We start from the raw sequence: 18,355 nt of genomic DNA on the forward strand, positions 1-18,355 counted from the left end.
GGGGCAAAAACTGTAAAAAAGTATATTTTTTTATCTATTTCCATACGAAATATCGTTAAATTAATTCCTTTATTTTAAAGTAATTTGAGGGGTCATCTACAACTTTCTACTATTAAATGGATACTCAACGATTGATGCTTAATAAAAAAATCCAGTTGTATCTGGATTTTTTTTATTAAGCATAATGTTAGCGCTTTAAATTGGTTTGTAATATAATGATTTTAAGAAGGAGGAATGTCTATGCCTGAAATGAATCCAAAATTGAGTGATGAGCAAATGAAGGAACTCGAAGAAGAAGCCCTTCGAAATGCAACTGTTGGAACTCAAACAGGAATTCAAGATACATTTGAGAAGACAACAAGTAAAGCAGAAGAACTATTTGGCGAAGCTTCAAAAGCGCTCAAAGAAGTTGAAGAAAAGGAATAGTTATTCTTAAAAGTAGGAAACCCTACTTTTTTTATTAAACTTTATTTTGAATTTTGAGTGACTTTTTATAAGGCATGTGATAGAATGTGTTTATAAATTACAAAATCTTACTTAAACAATTATAAAAGGAGACAAATGAATCAAGGAATTATTGCTCAAAAAATTGTATTTTCCATGTAAATATCTATAAAATCACTAACTATATTTACATGGAGAAGAAAAAATGCAACAAAATAAATATGACGATGACCAGTTTTTTAAAAATTATGCAGCAATGCCAAGGTCTAAAGAAGGTTTGATAGCTGCAGGAGAGTGGTATGAATTAGAAAAAATACTACCAAACTTTCAAGGAAAGAAAGTTTTAGATTTAGGATGTGGCTATGGTTGGCATTGTAAATATGCGGCTAACCATGGAGCGCTAGAAGTAGTAGGAGTAGACCTTTCTCATAAGATGCTCGAAGTGGCAAAAAAAATGAATCATGATGCCCGAATTAAATATCAACAGTCTGCAATAGAAGAGATAGATTTTTCAACTGATTCTTTTGATATTGTTTTTAGTTCTTTAGCCCTTCATTATATTTCAAATTTTGAGGAGCTAGTGAAGAAAATTTCAAAATGTCTTAAAAAGAATGGTGAATTAATTTTTTCGGTCGAACACCCCCTGTTTACTTCTTCTGGAGAACAAGATTGGTCTTATGATGAGAACGGTAATATCCGTCATTTTCCAGTTGATAATTATTATTATGAAGGTGCGAGGGAAGTCAATTTTCTAGGAGAGTCAGTGATTAAATATCATAGAACAGTGACAACCTATTTGATGACTTTATTAAATGCAGGATTTGAACTTACTAATGTTATTGAACCTAAACCTCCGATTGAAATGAGAGAACTTGAGGAAATGAAAAATGAAATGAGGCGTCCGATGATGCTTATCATTTCGGCTAAAAAAATTAGTCGCTAATTTCTTGATGTTAAAAGCTCCTAACTGAATCTAGGGGCTTTTATTTACTATATACAGTATTATTAATATTTGACGATACTTGGCTTTAGTAATCTTTAAAATTTAATACTTTTTTAGGATATAAATAGTTTTTTTATTACTTTTGAGGTAGAATAAAATTAGGAGAAAATAAATGAAAAGTATATATATGGTTACGATTCTTTTAGTAACGGCATTTGGAATGTCAGCTTGCAGTTCAAAACAAACTAAAGAAGTTTCAAAAACGACTTCTGAAAGTAGCTCCATCTCTCAGCAAAGTTCTACCTCTCAAAATAATTCAAGTACAAAAAGTCAAACTAGTAGTTCAAAAACAACAACAACTGACGAATCAAGTTCAACGATTCAAACAGAAATAAAATGGAATTCAGAAAAGAAGTTCCGACTTGCAGAGTTTATGAGTGCATGGGGGAAAGAAATGAATCAAAACTATAGTCAATATGATCCTACGCATAACGTTGACTTTTATGGACTATCTCTTCCATTTTCAGTATTAAATGATAATACAGCTTGGAAAGCGGCTATTAATAATCAACCGATTGATTTAATGTGGTCAGAGACAGGAGAAGGAGAAGGAGGTTATTTATTAGTTGATGTTTACTCGGATTTTGGGACAAAGAATACATTTGAAAATCATGTCTATTTCTTTGTGCTTAAAGCTGGACGTCCTCTTGTGCTCTACACTGGCCAAAATCAAGGAAATACCAATCATTATTTACACTTAAAAGAAACAGAGAATAATGAATTAAAGAATGCCTTTGCTCGAATTGTTGGATAAATTTATAAAATTAAAAGTAAGTCTGCAAGCTATTGCAGGCTTTTTTAGAACTCAAAAATTTTTTCCTTAAAGAATTTTTATTCTTGACAAAAGATAGCGAACGGATTATAATAGTTAACGTCGTTAATAAATATTACCGTTAGGGAGGAGTGAAAATGGACTACAACAAGGCAGCGGAGGTTTTCCTCACAACTGTTATAAAAAGAGGAAAAGCAGAGATGATGCACCGCTTTAATACCTACTCCCAGGGGGAGCATTTGGTGTTAGGCTATCTTTATAAGGAAGCTGGTAAGCAAATTGTTCCAAGTAAGATTGCAAAATTCACGCATACAAGTACGGCGAGAATAGCAACAATCTTAAATAATCTTGAAAGTAAAAACTTGATTACTCGTGAGATTTCAAGAACAGATCGTCGGAAAATTTTGGTTGCAATTACTGACAAAGGTCGACGTGTCGCAGAAGAAATTAGAGTAGAAGCTTGCTCAAATTTGGCGCGAGTTTTTGAAGAAATGGGTGAAGAACGAACAGAAAGTTTCATTGAAAATTTCAAAATGTTTTTAGAAATTGGCATGAAACTCGCACAAGAAGATAAAGGTAAAGAGGAGGAAAAAAATGCCTGATACTTACGAAAAAGATTACCATTTAGATATACATGGTAAACACTATAGCCGAATCGGAATGCTTATTTTGATTCTGGTTGGTACATTTGGTGCCATGTTGATGCAAACATCACTTGGAACAGCGATTCCAACATTGATGAATGACTTCAACATCACAATGTCAACAGCACAACAAGCAACAACTTGGTTCTTATTAGCAAATGGGATTATGGTTCCTATTTCAGCTTATTTAGCAACAAAATTCCCTACTCGCTGGCTTTACGTGACAGCATACGCAATTTTATTTTTAGGAATGTTTGTTGCTTACTCTGCACCAACATCAAGTTGGTGGATTTTCCTTGCTGGTCGTATTCTTCAAGCCATTGCGGTTGGGATTACGATGCCATTGATGCAAGTGGCCTTGGTTAACATGTTCCCAGCGAAACAAATGGGAGCTATCATGGGGGTTGCTGGGGTTGTACTCGTTCTTGCTCCAGCTTTAGGACCAACATTTGCAGGTTGGTTAATCACTCATGATTTTAATCTTATCTTCTGGACTTTTGATGCAGGTTGGAGAACTATTTTCCTTATTCCAATGATTGTCGTCGGAATTGTCTTCCTCGTTTCAATTTTTGCCATGCGAGATGTTATTCCAAACCGTCCAATGAAATTAGATTTCCTTTCAGTTATCCTTTCAGTTGCCGGTTTTGGTGCATTCCTTTGGGGATTCACTAACGTTGCAACGGATGGATGGGGTAAATTTAATACTGTAATTGCCCCAATTGTTGGTGGTTTAATTATCATCCTTCTCTTTGGATTGCGTCAACTTAAGATGGACGATCCCTTCCTTGATATCCGTGTCTTTAAGATTCGACAATTTACTTTAGTCACTCTCGCTCTTGCTTTAAGCACAATGGCAATGATGGGTGTTGAAATGATGCTTCCTCTCTATCTTCAAGATGTTCACGGACTTTCTGCCTTCAACTCAGGACTTGTCCTCTTACCTGGTTCATTGATGATGGCTGTTGTAGCCCCACTTGCTGGTGGTGTTTATGACCGTATTGGTTCAAAACGTCTCGCCGTTATTGGTTTCCTTGTTTTAGCATTGGGTACTGTACCATTTATGTTCTTCACAGCTACAACTCCTGATCATTTTGTTACTCTTCTTTACGGCTTACGTATGGTTGGTGTAGGTATGGTTATGATGCCATTGACAACAAGCGCAATGAATGCAGTGCCAGTAAATGAAGTTGCTCAAGCTACAGCTTCAAATAATACAGCTCGTCAAGTTGCATCATCAGTTGTCGTTGCCCTCCTTTCTTCAGTAGCCCAAAACGTAATTACGAATAATATGCCTGCTTCATCATTGAAAGCAGCCAATCCATTGCAATTTGCAAATAAAGCTATTGAAGCAATGTTGCAAGGTTACCATGCCTCATTTGCAATTGGACTTGTCTTTGCAATCATCGGTATTTTTGTAGCTCTTTCTTTGAAGAGTGGCCGAATGATTGCTGGCCTACCAGTTGAAGAACAAGAAGTGAAAGGAGAAAATAAATAATGCTGATTATATTATTATTGGTAGTGTTTATGATTGGAACCTTCTTTGGTTTCATGTTCATAAAGAATACAATTGCTCATTGGTTAGTTGGTGGAATTTCCTTTCTATTATTAGCGGGTTCTGTTGCTATGTTGACCATGCACATCAAAGATAACTGGGGAATGAAAGAAGTAACAACTTCAAGTACTCACCAAATCTATACTGCTGGAGATAAAACAGCTCCTTATGGCATGATGATTAAAGCAGAAATCGGAAAAAATACTGACAACTATGTTTTGGTATATCGAAATAGTGAAAAAGCTGAAAAAGCTGATACTAATTTTAAACCAAATCAAAAAAATATCGTTGAAGCTGTTAAAAAATCTGCAACTTATAAATTAGTAGACGATACTAAAGCAACAGTTACGACTAAAACAACTAGACGTGTTTGGTCATCTGATTTTTATAAATTACTGTTTAGCGTTGGTGGAGAACAAAATGAATTGGTTAAACAACAATCTGTTGTATCAGTTCCGAAAGATACTTGGCTCGTTTTAACTCAAGACCAAGTTAAAAAACTAAGTCAAGAAGCTCCAGCTATGCAAAAACAAATGGAAGCACAGCTTAAAGCTGACCCACAAAAAGCAGCACAACTTGCTGCCCTCCAAAAATCAAATCCAACAGAATATGCTAAAATGCAAGTCAAACAAATTAAGCAACTTCTTGGAATTACAGAATAATAATAAAAAGACTTCAAAATTATTTGGAGTCTTTTTATTACATATAAATTAAGTAAATATAAATAACGTAAAGTGAATTACTTTGCGTTATTTTTCTTGACAATAATTAAAGTAAATAATACAATTGACAAATAAAAGAAATTTAATTTTCATACATCACAAAATATCCTTTAAAAAATATCGAATAATAAATTTAAGCGTTGTAAGGTAAGCCGTTTTTGATAAATATTTAAAATTTTCTTAGATATCTCAAATTTAGAGTGATATAATATGAAAGATTTAATCCAAATTAGACTAGAAAATCATTATAAAGAAAGAGGGGCAAATGTTAAAGAATAATTTTCCGAAAAAAATATTGGTTTCATCACTCATCCTAATCTTTTTTATTTTGTTAATAATGGTAGGAAAATACATTTTTGATAAAGCAACATATATTCCTCCAGCGACCAGCCAACAGGTTACAAAAACTTCTGAATCAAATGGTTATCTTTCTTCAAGTTCTCAGGTATCAAAAAACCAAAGTTCTACAGAAAAGGCTCAAGCGATTGTTCCAGTAGAAAATACTGGCGTATCAGATTGGCTTCAAGTAAAATCTCAAGGAAGTGGAGAAAAATTTACAGATCTTTCAACAGGAAATTTTAAAATTTATAAAGTCCATAGTCCGCAAGTTCTAAAAACTGCAACTTCGACTGATAGTCCTGTATTGAGCATGACAGAAGTGGTCAGTAAGTATCCAGATAGCTTAATTATGAATGCTTCTGGCTTTAACATGACAACTGGGAAAATCACGGGTTTTCAAATTAACAATGGAAAGCTGTTCAAAGATTGGAACTCTGACCAAAGAGCCAAATATGCTTTTGTATTTAATAAGGATGGTTCATCAGAGGTTTATGATTCAACTACACCAGCAAGTGAAATATTAAAAAAAGGCGCTGATATGAGTTTTAGTTTTGGCTCCATTCTAATAAAAAATGGGAAAAGTTTACCAAGCGATGGAACTGTTAATTGGGAAATTCATTCTTTTTTAGGAAATGATAAAGACAATAACATCTATCTTATTATCTCAGATACCAATACAGGTTATCCGGCAATTATGTCAGAACTTGAAAGTCTTCATTTAGAAAATGCTCTCGTAATGGATGGGGGCGGCTCCAGTCAAATGTCATTAAACGGGCAAGTAATTTATGCTAGTCAAGATAATCGGTCAGTAAATGACTATATTGTTTTGAAATGAGAAACCTCATTAGCAGCTGAGTTGCTAAATGATAGATATATTAGAACGGAAAATTAGTTCAAATGACAAATAATAACAATAAAAAACTTAAGGTAAAAGCGACCAATTTAACAAAAAGATTTGAAATGCTTGAGACAACAAGCAATAAGATGAAGACTTTATTTGGTCTAAATCGAGACAAAGGACAGGAATTTTGGGCACTGAGAAATGTAAGTTTTGAAGTTCATGATGGTGAAACAATTGGAATCATAGGGCTAAATGGTTCTGGAAAATCTACGATATCAACGCTCATCAGTGGCACAATGACTCCGACAACAGGAGCACTGGAGGTTAATGGGGATGTAAGTATTATTGCCTTAGGAACAGGACTAATGCCTACCCTCACAGGACGAGAAAATATTCGTGTTGTTGGCTTGATGATGGGGATGACCAACAGTGAAATTGATGAAAAGTTAGAAGACATCATCGAATTTTCCGAACTCGGTCCTTTCATTGATCAACCCCTAAAGTCCTATTCAACAGGAATGCGCGCCAAACTTAGCTTTTCAATCGCCGCGCATCAAAATCCTGATATCTTGATTATTGACGAAGTTCTTTCCGTTGGAGATGGCACTTTTGGACAAAAATCTGCCAATAAAATGTTTGAATTTCGGGAGCAAGGAAAAACAATCCTTCTTATTTCTCATGATATGATGGCCATCGAAAAATGGTGTGACAAGGTCCTCTGGCTTCATTATGGCGAAGTCAAAGGATATGGACCAACCGAAGAAATATTACCCCAATATATTAACTTCGTTCAATGGTTTATTCGACTTACACCAGAAGAACAAGATGAGTATAAAGAAAAGGTAAGAAGGGAACAACTGACCTATTCTGTTGAAACGCTTAAAGATGAACTCGAAGAAGAATATGGCTTAAAAAATTCCCGCTCAAACCACGAAAGCATTAAAGAACAACTTGATTTTGTGAAAAATAATAAACTTTCTATTGGTTCAAAGGGACTTCTTGTTATTATGGCACTTGTATGTATTTTTGGTGTTTTGCTCTATACCAGTAGTACGACAAACATCAAAGCCCTAGCGAGTCCTGTTAGCTTTTTCAAAAATCACGCCTTTAGAGCAAATCCCACTTTCTCTGAAAAGATTAGTAGCGAACTCATTAGTATGAGTGAAAGCGAATCAAGAAAAGCCGCTAAAAAAGCAGCAAGTGCCCTCTCAACTGCTGAGATATCTTCTGAAGAAACCGTGAAGACCACAACTACATCTCAAGCCTCCTCTGTATCAAAAAAAAGTAGTAGCTCAACCAGTAGCCCTTCAAGTTCTCAGAGTACAAGTGTATCGACCTATACTATTCAAACTGGTGACTCACTTAGTACAATTGCTGAAACATTTAATACTACGATAAGTGAACTTGAAACGCTCAATCCTGACTTAAATCCCGAAATGCTAAGCCCCGGACAAATCATTAAGATACCACAAACGACTACTAGCTCAACAGAAGGACAATAGAAAGAGAAGAATGAAAGATTTAATACAATATTTAAAAGAACAAATTGATAATTTGGGGCTTATACATAATGTCTCTAAATATCATACCAAAGCAACAGCACTTGGCAATACATTTGGAACGTTATGGGAATATATTGACCCAGTAGTACGTTCCGGTATTTATTATTTTGTATTTATAGTTATGTTTAAGAGGACAGTGGCAGATGGCATTCCTCCGGCTCCGTGGCTTGTTATCGGTCTAGGAGTATGGTTCTTTTATAGTACAGCAATATTGTCCGGTGCCAGAAGCATTCAGTTACAAATTTCACTTTTCACGCAAGTAAAATTTCCTGTTAGTGTATTGCCGACAATTGAAATGTTCAAGGGGTTTAGTACGCTTTTTGGAATGGGTATTGTGGGGACATTGATTGCTATATTTAAATTTGGATACTACCCTAGTATCTATTATTTACAAATTCCGTATTATGTTCTGGCCCTTTTTTTAGTGACGTTAGCATTTTCCTTATTATTTTCAACAGTTGTAGTTGTATTTCGTGACTTTTCTCACGTTATAGATTATATTTTTCGGTTTGCTTTATATCTTTCTGGTGGGGCTATAGATTTAACTATCATGGGAGCTCTACCTTTACCTATTCGTCAAGCATTATTGCTAGATCCTTTTATTTATTGTATGGAGGGGATACGAGATGCGGTCTTTGGTCGTGAATGGTTTTGGCAAAAGCCGGGTTTAACTCTTGTTTTTTGGTGTTTTACTATTGGCCTTTTAGCTGTTGGGGCTCATCTCCACATGAAACTTCGTAATCAATTTATGGATTATGTTTAATTAAAGGTCAGGAAGAATGAATTCAAACAAATTAGAAGAAGAATTTGCTCAGTACAATTATCTGGAGGATACAAAATGGCAGTTGGAACTTCCGGCTCACAATAAAACTACCTCTACCAGAGTTGCTGACAGACCCAAAGTTTCCGTGATTATTGCTAACTACAACAACGCACCTTATCTGGAAAAAATGTTGGATTCGCTAGTTCATCAAACGATTGGTCTGGACAAACTTCAACTTCTATTTATCGATGACAAATCCACCGATAATTCAGCAGAGATAGTAGAAAAATATCTGAAAAAATACTCGAGTATTGAATTTTATCAACTCAAAGAAAATACTGGTGGCGCACATGGGCCACGCAATGTTGGAATTTTAAATGCGCGTGGAGAATATCTTGTTTTCTTAGACGCAGATGATTGGTACGATGGGAATGCCCTTAAGTATATGTCGGAAACGCTTGATAAATCGGGTGATGACATGGGATTTTTTGGTATTGCTCAAAGCATAAACGGTAAACTCAGTCTGAAAAGTAAAGCTTATTTCTTTGATGGAAATCAGTCAGGACGTGATATCCAAGGGCTTCCTACTGCTTTTTATGAGTGGTTAGGTCCGCAAGGAATTATGCTACGCAAAGAGTTGGTTGAGGAAAACAAGCTTCATTTTGTCAATCAACGAGTTGCTGATGATGTGACTTTCTTTTATCAGGCACTCCGTGCCGCAAAAACAATCAGTCAGGGTACAGAATTAACAACTTATCTCAACCGTGATGCGGATAATATTTCTTTGAGTAAAAGTATCAATCGGACATTTATGATTTCATGGTTTCGGTCCTTAGGATTTATCAATCAAAAATTTCCTGATGATTCTTCAAAAGAAAAATTTCTTTCAAGGCGGATAGAATGGTTGATTTATGATTTCTTGTTACGTCGGGATATCGGTTATCGCTTTAGTAAAAAGCGAATTATTGACTTCAAAGAAAGTTTTGATAAATATATTGGCGAGTTAGCTTTTGACCCTTCTAAGCATTTCAGAACAGGTGCCAGAATTGTTGTTTGGCAGTACTTGATTGCTGACGACTATGATGCGATAGTGAAATTTAATCACTGGCATTCTGTCAGACATCTGGCAAAACGTTATTTAGGACTGACACAAAAAAAGGATAATCGTTATTATTTTCCAACGATAAATCCTAGTGTTCCAAAAGTTGCAATCAATATGCGTGCCATTGCAAAAGACTACGTCAAAAATGAATTATTTTTAGAAATTTACACTCATGAAAAAATCAAAAATTTTGAAATGAGAAATCGGAAAAATCCTTTTGAAAGACGGCAACTCAATTATCAAAAGCAATCAGAATGCAATTATAGCCTTGAAATTCCTGAGGATTTTGCAGTCAAAAACTGGGAGATATTGATTATTTCCAGTCACTATCAAGAACACCGCATTGAAAAACTCGACAAAATCATGACAAAGGAGGATAAAGCTTCATGAAAAATGATAAAAAATTGGAATATGAACAGTTTCATTATCCTCTGGACGAGATGTCATGGAAGACGGCTTTACCCACGGTTACGAAAACTTCTTCTGAAAAAATCACAGAAAATCCGAAAGTTTCCGTCATTATCGCTAATTATAATAACGCGCCTTATTTGGAGCGAATGATGAACTCACTCGTTCATCAGACTTTGGGAATAGAAAATATCCAAGTTTTATTTGTGGACGACCGCTCAACTGACAACTCTTTGGAGCTGATAAAACCCTATTGTCAGTCTTATCCGAATATCGAGATTTATCTTTTAGATAAAAATACTGGTGGTGCGCATGGACCGCGTAATGTCGGACTACTTCACGCGCGGGGGAACTATCTTGTGATTTTGGACGCTGATGATTGGTATGCGACTGACGGACTTGAAAACTTATATCAGCTACTCGAAAAATCTGGCGATGATATGGCTTTTGGTGGAGTCGCTCGCAGTAAAAATGGTCAGCTTGATTTGCTATCACGCGCTTATATTGACATTGAGAACGAGATCAGCAACCGTCCAATTTCTGACTTACCTTATGATTTTTATAACTGGCTTGGTCCTCAAGGGAATATGGTCCGTCACAGTCTAGTCAAAGAAAATAATCTGCATTTTATTGACCAAAGAGTAGCAGATGACGTGACTTTTTTCTACCAAGCTCTGCAACTTTCACAGACAATCTCTCAAACACAAAAGATAACAACCTATGTCAATCGTGATGATGACAATATTTCTTTGAGTAAAAATATCAATGAAACTTTTTTGCTCGGTTGGTTGCGCTCATTGAGTTATATGCTGACAAATTATCCAAATACCGAGAGTTTACAAAAATTTATCACGCGCCGTTTGGAATGGTTGCTGGTAGATTTTACTCTGCGTTGGGATACAAAGTATGGTTTAAGTTTGACCTCTTTACGTCATTTTAGGGAACTTTTGGCAGACTATTTGCCCGATTTGACATTTAACCCAGAAAAATACTTTAGTCTGGATATTTATTCTTATATTTGGCAATTTTTACAAGCAAAAAAAGATGAAAAACTACTGAAATTTGTCGCTTGGCATAGCTTACCAAGTATTGATAAACAACTTAAAAAAATTGACAACCTCTATTATTTTGTACCAGAAGACAAAAACTTACCGTCAGTAAATTTGCCACTGATTAAAGCTAAAAAATTACTGATTGATGATAAGGAAATCAAAATTTACTTTGAATATTACATTGCCGAAGAACCTGATTATATTGAGTTTCGTAATGACAGCGCCCTTGATACTAGCTTACGAAAGAAAGCACATAAACTTTCAGAAGTAAGCTATGAAACGCAAATGACGCGTGCCGAATATGAGCAGTTAAAAGCCGGCGACTACAAACTCCACGTTGTCCTTGAAAATCAGACAGAATATCTGATAGCCATTGACCAACTCCAAACCTATTGTGGCGCTGACACGCTTCTGTCAGACAGAGAGGGTGTCCTTGCGCTCCATAAGATTGTGGATACAAGACTCTACCTTGCTTTCAAGGCACTTGACCCTACCTATTTAGGACAATTTATTCAAGTTGTTTCAACACTTGATGACGATGGCAACTTTGTATTTAAATTGCCTCATGGCGAAAAAATCTCTCGTGAAGAATACAACAATTCACTGATAGCATTTCCTCAGACTTACACTAGTCTTTTGGAAAGTGAACTTAGTCAAAAATACAGCTGTCAGGCAGGTATTTATCGATTGGTCAAAGAAATGACCCTTCATCAGGAAAATGAAACGACGGAGCTGACCTTAAAAGTGGGTACTGTCCTCACAGTCACTCACGTCAGATTTGACGCAAATGATGAAATGCTCCTTGTTACGTCACTCGGTCAGGTCAAATTTGACGCAAGTGCGCTCGAAGCCATTACTGAGCTAGTAGAAGTGGTAGCCCTGAAAAATATCTATTCATACTCTGAATCCGACTTTAGTAAAGAAGCGAAGAAAAAGCATTATCTACAAGGAACGACCTTAAAAGTAAGCAAACTTGATTTTTCAAAATCCTATCGTCCCAGATTTGTAACAGAAGACGGCAACTACATCACGGAAAATCCAAATTTTGTTGCTTTCACAGCAAATGGAAATACCGCAACTAAACCACCGCTCTGGCAAGTCCTCGTCCCAAATAGGAGGTTAAAATGAAAAAAATATTTGATAATCTTCTCATAGAAAAATTCAATATTGACAATCAAACGCTCCATATCAAGCTTGAAAAAGAGGTCAAATTTGATGCCCTCTATTGGTCAGAAAATGCCTTGACGCCAAGCATCAAAATCCAGTCTAAGCATTATCAACTGGACGGTAAAAACCTGATGATTGACCTCAAAGATGACAAGCTGATTCCTTATATTCGTTATTATCTTGTCGCAAGTCAAAACGGATTACCTTTAAGACTTTATGATGCCAGACACAGTGAGCAACCGCGCCTGCAACGCTATTATGACTTAGGAAAAACGCAAACAAATACCAGTTTGCACAAGATTGTCTATCTTAACGATTATGGAAATATCGGTATGAAATTTGTCCCACAGGTTATTTTAGATACTTATGACAGACACTTGCCGATTAATGTTGAACTAGCTGATTTGGCAACACAGATGTCAGCCATCGTTGCAAAGCTCTCGCTCGACTGGAATCCAGACCGTTTAATGCTCTTAGAAAATATCAAACCAATTTTAATTCGACTAAACAGTCTGACGGACGAAAAAATTGAAGCAACAGATTTTTCCGTCAAATTTGACGGAAATGAAGCAGAAATTACAGCCAAATTTGACGAGTTGGCAGGATTAAAAATCAACACAGATTACGCTTTTGGACTTGAAGTGACGAGTGAAAAAGAAAGTTATCAACTCCTTGCAACACGTACGAGTTTCAAACTTTTCCAAAAGTTTAATCCCTTCTACAAAGGGATTAATATTGTCCCAAGCAACTTCATTGACTTTACTTTCACAATGAATGCTGCTGTCACGCTTCAACATAAACGACTCCTAGAAAGTAAAGAAGAAGTCCCAACATTGGAAAATTTCTTTGTAAGAAAGCAATTTTTGACAGCTAGCGAAAAAATACAGCTCAAAGAAAGCTATAAAGAATTAGAAAATACTTGGATAGCAAATGCAGCCTATCACAACTTCTTAAAAGAAAGTGAGGCGGATAATGAAAAACTTTGAAGTTTCGCCAGAAAAAGACCATAAGTCTATGGACACTTTCTTAGAAGACTGGGATTATTATGCGACACTCAGACAGTATGCCCTAGAAAACAAAACGATTGATGGTTACAAAAATGGCCGCTATATCGTCAAAAATCGCACAGAAATTGCGACAAAGCTAGACTCTTACGAAGAGGTTTATTATGACCTAGAAGCTCCGCATGAAAAAGAAAACTATCTCACAAATAAACTCATTGTCTTTTTCATGCCAGCTGACGCGATGACTTCGCCAAGCGCCGAAAAACGCTATTTTGGCAATGCTCATTGGGATTCACTTGCAGCATCTATCGCTAAAAATACCTATATTTTGCGGATTGCGGATACTAATCTCATCTCAGGCTCTTATTATCAAAATACTTCAAATTTCCCTAACTATGAAGAAATCATTCAAAACCTTATCAAAAAGATAGCTTTGGAAAACAATATTTCCCCTCGAAATATCATCACTTATGGAAATTCCCGAGGAGCGACAGGTGCACTCTATCACGGCTTACTTGGTAATTATAAAGTTGTCGCTGCTGACCCAGTGATAGACCGAAAAGCTTGGGTCGAACGCAAAGATATGCAACACATGTTTGATTTTATCGACTATAACATGTCCATGAAAATCAACCAATTACTGGCGCAAACAACTTTGAAATCTGAGGATATAAAAATTCTTTCGTCAGACGCGGCTTTTATTACCTATCCCTATATCAATCAGCTCACTCTTGATAAACTGACTTTACTTAATCTCAACTTGAGAAACCCCTATATGACGGATATGTTTCTCAGCCATGCCATTGTGATAGGAAAGACAGTGCCATTACAGCTTGCTCTGATAAATCAATTACTATATAATGTCGACCTGCAAGTACAAACAAAAAGTATTAGTTTTCCTGAGGAGGGTTGGGACGTTCTCTTACCATGGAGTTCCTCTTATTTTGATTTACATTTAAAATCTTCAAGCCTACAAATTGATAGAAATCAAAATGTTACGAAAAATGATAATCCATGGCTCAATTTCATGCTTACTCAAAGTTTAGAAAAAGGTAGAAACTACGTAATTACCCTTATAACAGATGCAACAGATATATTTGAAAAAAACAATCTGTTTTTTCACACGGACAATTATTTTGAAGAAGCCACATTGCAGGATAAAGAAGTAAGCGAAAGTCTCCCCCAAAAATATATCTGGAAATATGAAATTAGGCCTAAAAGAGAGTTATACTATTTTGGTTTAAATGCCACAACATGGACTTTAGGAAATTCAATTAATATTTATTTAATCAAAATAACAAAAAAGGAAGAAAATTAAAAAATGAAACAAGCAGCAAAAATTAAGCGTGCGGTCCGAAAAGTCGTCCCTAAAAACTCAAAACAACAGATACCTAATGTAGCGCTGAGAAATAAATTGACCGGTTCTATTTTCTCATTTGGTAAAGTAGATGAAATCCCGTTTACGACCAAATTTAAGTTGGGAGAAAGTTTAAAAATTGAAAATTATCAGGACGATAATGAGTACGCATGGGATATTTATGGGAACAAACTTCAAATTTTTAACCGTGAAGGAAAAGTGTCATCTGAATTTATAGTCAAAGACGACATATCCCTCCTGACAGGAAAAAGCCTCATCTATCGTGATGTTGACTTTGAACTCAAGTGGCTTTCGTCAGAAAAAGTAGCAAAATTGGATGAGAGCTTCACTGAAAATGATGCGTTTCGTATACAAAACATTATTTTTCCAACGACACTAGTTGATAGAACAACTCGACGTGAATTATTTTATAGAGGGGATGAGATTGGCAGTTTCGGTCAACTCAACATAATCGATGGGTACAATGATTTCAATACCTACATTAATATCCTATCTGCAAAAAAATGGAAAAAATATACAGCTGCTAAAAATTTTTACTTAAAGTTAACCATTAAAGGGAAATTTGAACTTGAGATAATCAACCACTGGTTGAACTTTAAATCCAAAGAACTGCAAAAAAAAGGATTGGAAAAAACTTTTCAAGAACTTCACGATTCACAAACAGATGATATTTTCAAAAGAAATTCAATGAATTATCAATCTACAAACTCAGATATCAAAAAAACAACCCTTAAATATGAATTTACTCTTGATAAAGCAACTGAAGTTATCATTCCAGTAGAGCAAGAGAACGAATCTGCTGTACTTGGTTTCACAATTAAAGGAAACGCAGAGATATCTGATGCGGGTTGGTACACAACAGTTAATGATGATGCCATCAATCCTGTAGATATCGTCATTAACACAACAACCTTTCAAAAAGAAAAATATATTCTTGGAAATCTTAGAAATATCAAAGAACAAATTATTGATTTTGAAAATAAAGATCGAGGGCTCAATCAGATTGGAGAAAAACATCTTTTCGTCAATGTTGTAGATAATGGTAGAACGTTGGATGAAAAAGTTATTAATTCCGATTTTTCGAGAGTATATGGGAATCCAAATGTTGGAGGTGCGGGTGGTTTTTCTCGCGGTATGATTGAAACCCTCAACCTGATTAAAAACAAGGAATTTCAACCTACTCATGTTATTTTCATGGACGACGACATTGAAGTCCTCCCTGAAAGTTTCAAGCGTGTTTATTCTATTCTAAGTCTGATAAAACCAGAATACAAAGATTATTTCATTGAAGGTGCAATGTTAGATAATATTGATGGAATTACTCAGTACGAAGACACGGGATTTATCTCTAAAAATGTAGATATTGTCTATTTCCCAACAAAAGACCGATACAATCAAACAAACCTAAAAGATGTATTGCGTAATGATATTGAATATCCTGTTGACAATGAATACGGAGCATGGTGGTATTGTACCGTCCCAATCAAGTATATCCATGAACAAGCAATGTCGCTTCCTATCTTCTATCGTGGGGACGATATTGAGTTTTCAATAAGAAATAATGCAAAATTTATCACTTTAAATGGATTGGCAGTTTGGCATTTACCATTTTATACAAAAAAATCCAAGGCTTTAGAAAATTATCTTGTCCCTAGAAACAGCTTTATTGATCAATCTATCAATGGTTTTGTCCAAGATGTCAATTACCTTGAAAAATACATTGAACTTTATAAAAAAGAGCTAAGAATGTTCAACTACGGAGCAGCAAGTCAAGTTCTTGATGCTCTTGATGACTATCTCAAAGGTCCAAGCTATGTTGCTTCTTTAAATGGCATTGAAACGCTCAAAAAAGAAGGAAAGAAAAACGAAGTGTTCTCAGCGGAAATTCCCGAAGAAATTCAGAAAAACGTTCATACTGCAAATGAATACTTTTTACTTAATCCACAAGACATGAAGTTGTTTCTTGATACAGACAATGGGCATGGATTACCAGAGATTGTCTTGAATAGTGAGGACGATCAATTAGACAAAGTAGCAATCGTCAATCAAGATATGCTTGATAATCCGGGCAAACAATTTATGAAAAAACGGATTGCAGTCTATGATACTTATAACAAAACTTACGTCATGCGTGAAAGAAATCAAGAAAAATACGAAGAGGCTCAAGCACGTTTTAACTCCTTAATGACCCAATTTGAAAAGCAAGGAGATAAAGTGGCAGCTGAATATCGTGCGGCCGCAGATAAGTTCCATAGTAAAGACTTTTGGATGGAACATTTAGAAAAAATGTAAAAAATAAGGAGGATATAATGGTCGACAACAGGCAGATTTATAAAGCTGAAAACAGATTTGAAATACTATCCTCTAATCAGGAACATTATCTAGCACTTAAAGAGCTTTCGTCGCAAGGAAAAACACTTGATGGCTATTCTCAAGAAAATCACGGATATTTCATTAAATCAATAACTAAGATTGATGCCTATGAGTTTGAAAGATTTGAAGAACTTTATTATTTACTTGAAACCCCTAAAAAAGAAGGTAAAACTCGACCTAAGCTCATTGTATTGTTTAGTCCAGCAGACGGAAAATTTAGCGATCAAGCTATTACAAGATATTTTGGAGTTGAACGATTTAGAAGCATATCGAAAATACTTGATAAAGATAATCTTTATATATTACGTATTGCAGATACTTCTGGAATAAGTGGCTCTTGGTATCAATCAACGGTATTTAATAAAAGATTTGAAGAAAAAATTCAGCAACTTATCAATAAAATAAGAAAGCAATTTGATATCCTCACTAATGATACTGTATTATATGGAAGTTCACGTGGGGGGGGAGGAGCGGTCTTACATGGTTTGATTGGAAGATATAAAACAATAGCAATAGATCCTGTGCTTTCATTGGGCTATACAGAGAAAGATGACTATTTTTTATATGGAGGATTATCAGTTCTTCTCAAGAAAATGAATGATTATCTCATGCAAGAAACGGTTGATTATAAAAAGCTGATTACAATTATAACTTCTGATCAGTCATTGAACACCTACCCTTATTATCAAAAACTATTAATAAATAAACTTGATTTTGTAAATATTTCGCAAGGAATTGCGATAAATGGTTCCAGTCAGTATCACGCCTCTTTTATTGGGAGCGCACTCGCTCTTAGTAAATATTATTTAAAAAAATCATTAGAAGAAACAAGTGAAGCCAATAATTTTTTGGAGCAATGGTCTGTTTTTCCTCCTCAATATGTTCCAAAGTATTACTTTACTGTGCGTTGGTCAATAGAAAAAGGTTGTTTGATTCTTGAACGAACAAATAAGGCTCTTAACGATAAAGAAATCGATCGATGGATACGCTTTGACTTCAAAGAAAAATTAGAAGCAGGTAAGAACTACCAACTTAAAATCGACGCAGATGATACACTAGAGTTCATTCTATTCCATGAAGACAACACATGGGAAAGACTGGCCGATGGAAAAAATTACTATAACTTTATAGCCTCTCGCGATTGGAAGGGTTTGTTTGTAACAGCAACTTTTGTGCCACAGATTTATGAACAAAGCAGGATATATAATATCAATATTAAGGAGATTTGA

The 18,355-nt window shown here is 35.4% G+C and carries 15 protein-coding genes; all 15 read left to right on the forward strand.

Annotation, left to right across the window (positions count from 1 at the left end; all coding sequences use genetic code 11):
- Positions 1 to 240: 240 nt before the first annotated feature.
- The 15 genes from KW2_RS04440 (at position 241) to KW2_RS04510 (ending at position 18,355) form a co-directional block, all read left to right on the forward strand.
- Positions 241 to 426, forward strand: a complete 186-nt coding sequence (locus tag KW2_RS04440; RefSeq protein ID WP_011675871.1) for a hypothetical protein — start codon at positions 241 to 243, stop codon at positions 424 to 426.
- Positions 427 to 649: 223 nt separating this feature from the next.
- Positions 650 to 1,387 (forward strand): class I SAM-dependent methyltransferase, encoded by a 738-nt coding sequence (locus KW2_RS04445; RefSeq protein WP_021037046.1) that lies wholly within the window; start codon positions 650 to 652, stop codon positions 1,385 to 1,387.
- A 172-nt stretch (positions 1,388 to 1,559) separates the two neighbouring features.
- Complete coding sequence (locus KW2_RS04450) at positions 1,560 to 2,201, forward strand: DUF4767 domain-containing protein (protein ID WP_021037047.1); 642 nt, start codon at positions 1,560 to 1,562, stop codon at positions 2,199 to 2,201.
- 155 nt (positions 2,202 to 2,356) lie between these two features.
- On the forward strand, positions 2,357 to 2,821 hold the full coding sequence (locus KW2_RS04455) for a MarR family winged helix-turn-helix transcriptional regulator (RefSeq protein WP_021037048.1): 465 nt from the start codon (positions 2,357 to 2,359) through the stop codon (positions 2,819 to 2,821).
- Entirely contained in the window at positions 2,814 to 4,358 is a 1,545-nt protein-coding gene (locus KW2_RS04460) for an MDR family MFS transporter (protein WP_021037049.1), read from the forward strand. The genes KW2_RS04455 and KW2_RS04460 overlap by 8 nt, the downstream gene beginning before the upstream one ends.
- Positions 4,358 to 5,077, forward strand: a complete 720-nt coding sequence (locus tag KW2_RS04465; RefSeq protein ID WP_021037050.1) for a DUF4811 domain-containing protein — start codon at positions 4,358 to 4,360, stop codon at positions 5,075 to 5,077. The genes KW2_RS04460 and KW2_RS04465 overlap by 1 nt, the downstream gene beginning before the upstream one ends.
- A gap of 325 nt (positions 5,078 to 5,402) precedes the next feature.
- Positions 5,403 to 6,311, forward strand: a complete 909-nt coding sequence (locus KW2_RS04470; protein ID WP_021037051.1) for a phosphodiester glycosidase family protein — start codon at positions 5,403 to 5,405, stop codon at positions 6,309 to 6,311.
- A gap of 62 nt (positions 6,312 to 6,373) precedes the next feature.
- On the forward strand, positions 6,374 to 7,819 hold the full coding sequence (locus tag KW2_RS04475) for an ATP-binding cassette domain-containing protein (RefSeq protein WP_021037052.1): 1,446 nt from the start codon (positions 6,374 to 6,376) through the stop codon (positions 7,817 to 7,819).
- A gap of 10 nt (positions 7,820 to 7,829) precedes the next feature.
- Complete coding sequence (locus KW2_RS04480; RefSeq protein WP_021037053.1) at positions 7,830 to 8,642, forward strand: ABC transporter permease; 813 nt, start codon at positions 7,830 to 7,832, stop codon at positions 8,640 to 8,642.
- Between the two features lie 16 nt (positions 8,643 to 8,658).
- The gene (locus tag KW2_RS04485; RefSeq protein ID WP_021037054.1) at positions 8,659 to 10,134 is read left to right on the forward strand and encodes a glycosyltransferase family 2 protein; all 1,476 of its coding nucleotides are present in this window, start codon (positions 8,659 to 8,661) and stop codon (positions 10,132 to 10,134) included.
- Complete coding sequence (locus KW2_RS04490; protein WP_021037055.1) at positions 10,131 to 12,332, forward strand: glycosyltransferase family 2 protein; 2,202 nt, start codon at positions 10,131 to 10,133, stop codon at positions 12,330 to 12,332. The genes KW2_RS04485 and KW2_RS04490 overlap by 4 nt, the downstream gene beginning before the upstream one ends.
- Positions 12,329 to 13,357, forward strand: coding sequence for a hypothetical protein (locus KW2_RS04495; protein ID WP_021037056.1), 1,029 nt, complete (start codon positions 12,329 to 12,331; stop codon positions 13,355 to 13,357). The genes KW2_RS04490 and KW2_RS04495 overlap by 4 nt, the downstream gene beginning before the upstream one ends.
- Complete coding sequence (locus KW2_RS04500; RefSeq protein WP_021037057.1) at positions 13,344 to 14,693, forward strand: XcbB/CpsF family capsular polysaccharide biosynthesis protein; 1,350 nt, start codon at positions 13,344 to 13,346, stop codon at positions 14,691 to 14,693. The genes KW2_RS04495 and KW2_RS04500 overlap by 14 nt, the downstream gene beginning before the upstream one ends.
- Before the next feature lie 3 nt (positions 14,694 to 14,696).
- Positions 14,697 to 17,045: a glycosyltransferase family 2 protein gene (locus KW2_RS04505; RefSeq protein ID WP_021037058.1), complete on the forward strand. Its 2,349-nt coding sequence runs from the start codon at positions 14,697 to 14,699 to the stop codon at positions 17,043 to 17,045.
- A complete protein-coding gene (locus KW2_RS04510) occupies positions 17,018 to 18,355 on the forward strand; it encodes an XcbB/CpsF family capsular polysaccharide biosynthesis protein (RefSeq protein WP_144063209.1) in 1,338 nt (445 codons plus the stop codon). The genes KW2_RS04505 and KW2_RS04510 overlap by 28 nt, the downstream gene beginning before the upstream one ends.

The sequence above is a fragment of the Lactococcus cremoris subsp. cremoris KW2 genome (genome assembly GCF_000468955.1).
GTDB lineage: Bacteria > Bacillota > Bacilli > Lactobacillales > Streptococcaceae > Lactococcus > Lactococcus cremoris.

Excerpts from the sequence above, each read along its gene's own strand:
- KW2_RS04440 (WP_011675871.1), top strand. The coding sequence starts at position 241 with ATGCCTGAAATGAATCCAAAATTGAGTGATGAGCAAATGAAGGAACTC.
- KW2_RS04445 (WP_021037046.1), top strand. The coding sequence starts at position 650 with ATGCAACAAAATAAATATGACGATGACCAGTTTTTTAAAAATTATGCA.
- KW2_RS04450 (WP_021037047.1), top strand. The coding sequence starts at position 1,560 with ATGAAAAGTATATATATGGTTACGATTCTTTTAGTAACGGCATTTGGA.
- KW2_RS04455 (WP_021037048.1), top strand. The coding sequence starts at position 2,357 with ATGGACTACAACAAGGCAGCGGAGGTTTTCCTCACAACTGTTATAAAA.
- KW2_RS04460 (WP_021037049.1), top strand. The coding sequence starts at position 2,814 with ATGCCTGATACTTACGAAAAAGATTACCATTTAGATATACATGGTAAA.
- KW2_RS04465 (WP_021037050.1), top strand. The coding sequence starts at position 4,358 with ATGCTGATTATATTATTATTGGTAGTGTTTATGATTGGAACCTTCTTT.
- KW2_RS04470 (WP_021037051.1), top strand. The coding sequence starts at position 5,403 with ATGTTAAAGAATAATTTTCCGAAAAAAATATTGGTTTCATCACTCATC.
- KW2_RS04475 (WP_021037052.1), top strand. The coding sequence starts at position 6,374 with ATGACAAATAATAACAATAAAAAACTTAAGGTAAAAGCGACCAATTTA.
- KW2_RS04480 (WP_021037053.1), top strand. The coding sequence starts at position 7,830 with ATGAAAGATTTAATACAATATTTAAAAGAACAAATTGATAATTTGGGG.
- KW2_RS04485 (WP_021037054.1), top strand. The coding sequence starts at position 8,659 with ATGAATTCAAACAAATTAGAAGAAGAATTTGCTCAGTACAATTATCTG.
- KW2_RS04490 (WP_021037055.1), top strand. The coding sequence starts at position 10,131 with ATGAAAAATGATAAAAAATTGGAATATGAACAGTTTCATTATCCTCTG.
- KW2_RS04495 (WP_021037056.1), top strand. The coding sequence starts at position 12,329 with ATGAAAAAAATATTTGATAATCTTCTCATAGAAAAATTCAATATTGAC.
- KW2_RS04500 (WP_021037057.1), top strand. The coding sequence starts at position 13,344 with ATGAAAAACTTTGAAGTTTCGCCAGAAAAAGACCATAAGTCTATGGAC.
- KW2_RS04505 (WP_021037058.1), top strand. The coding sequence starts at position 14,697 with ATGAAACAAGCAGCAAAAATTAAGCGTGCGGTCCGAAAAGTCGTCCCT.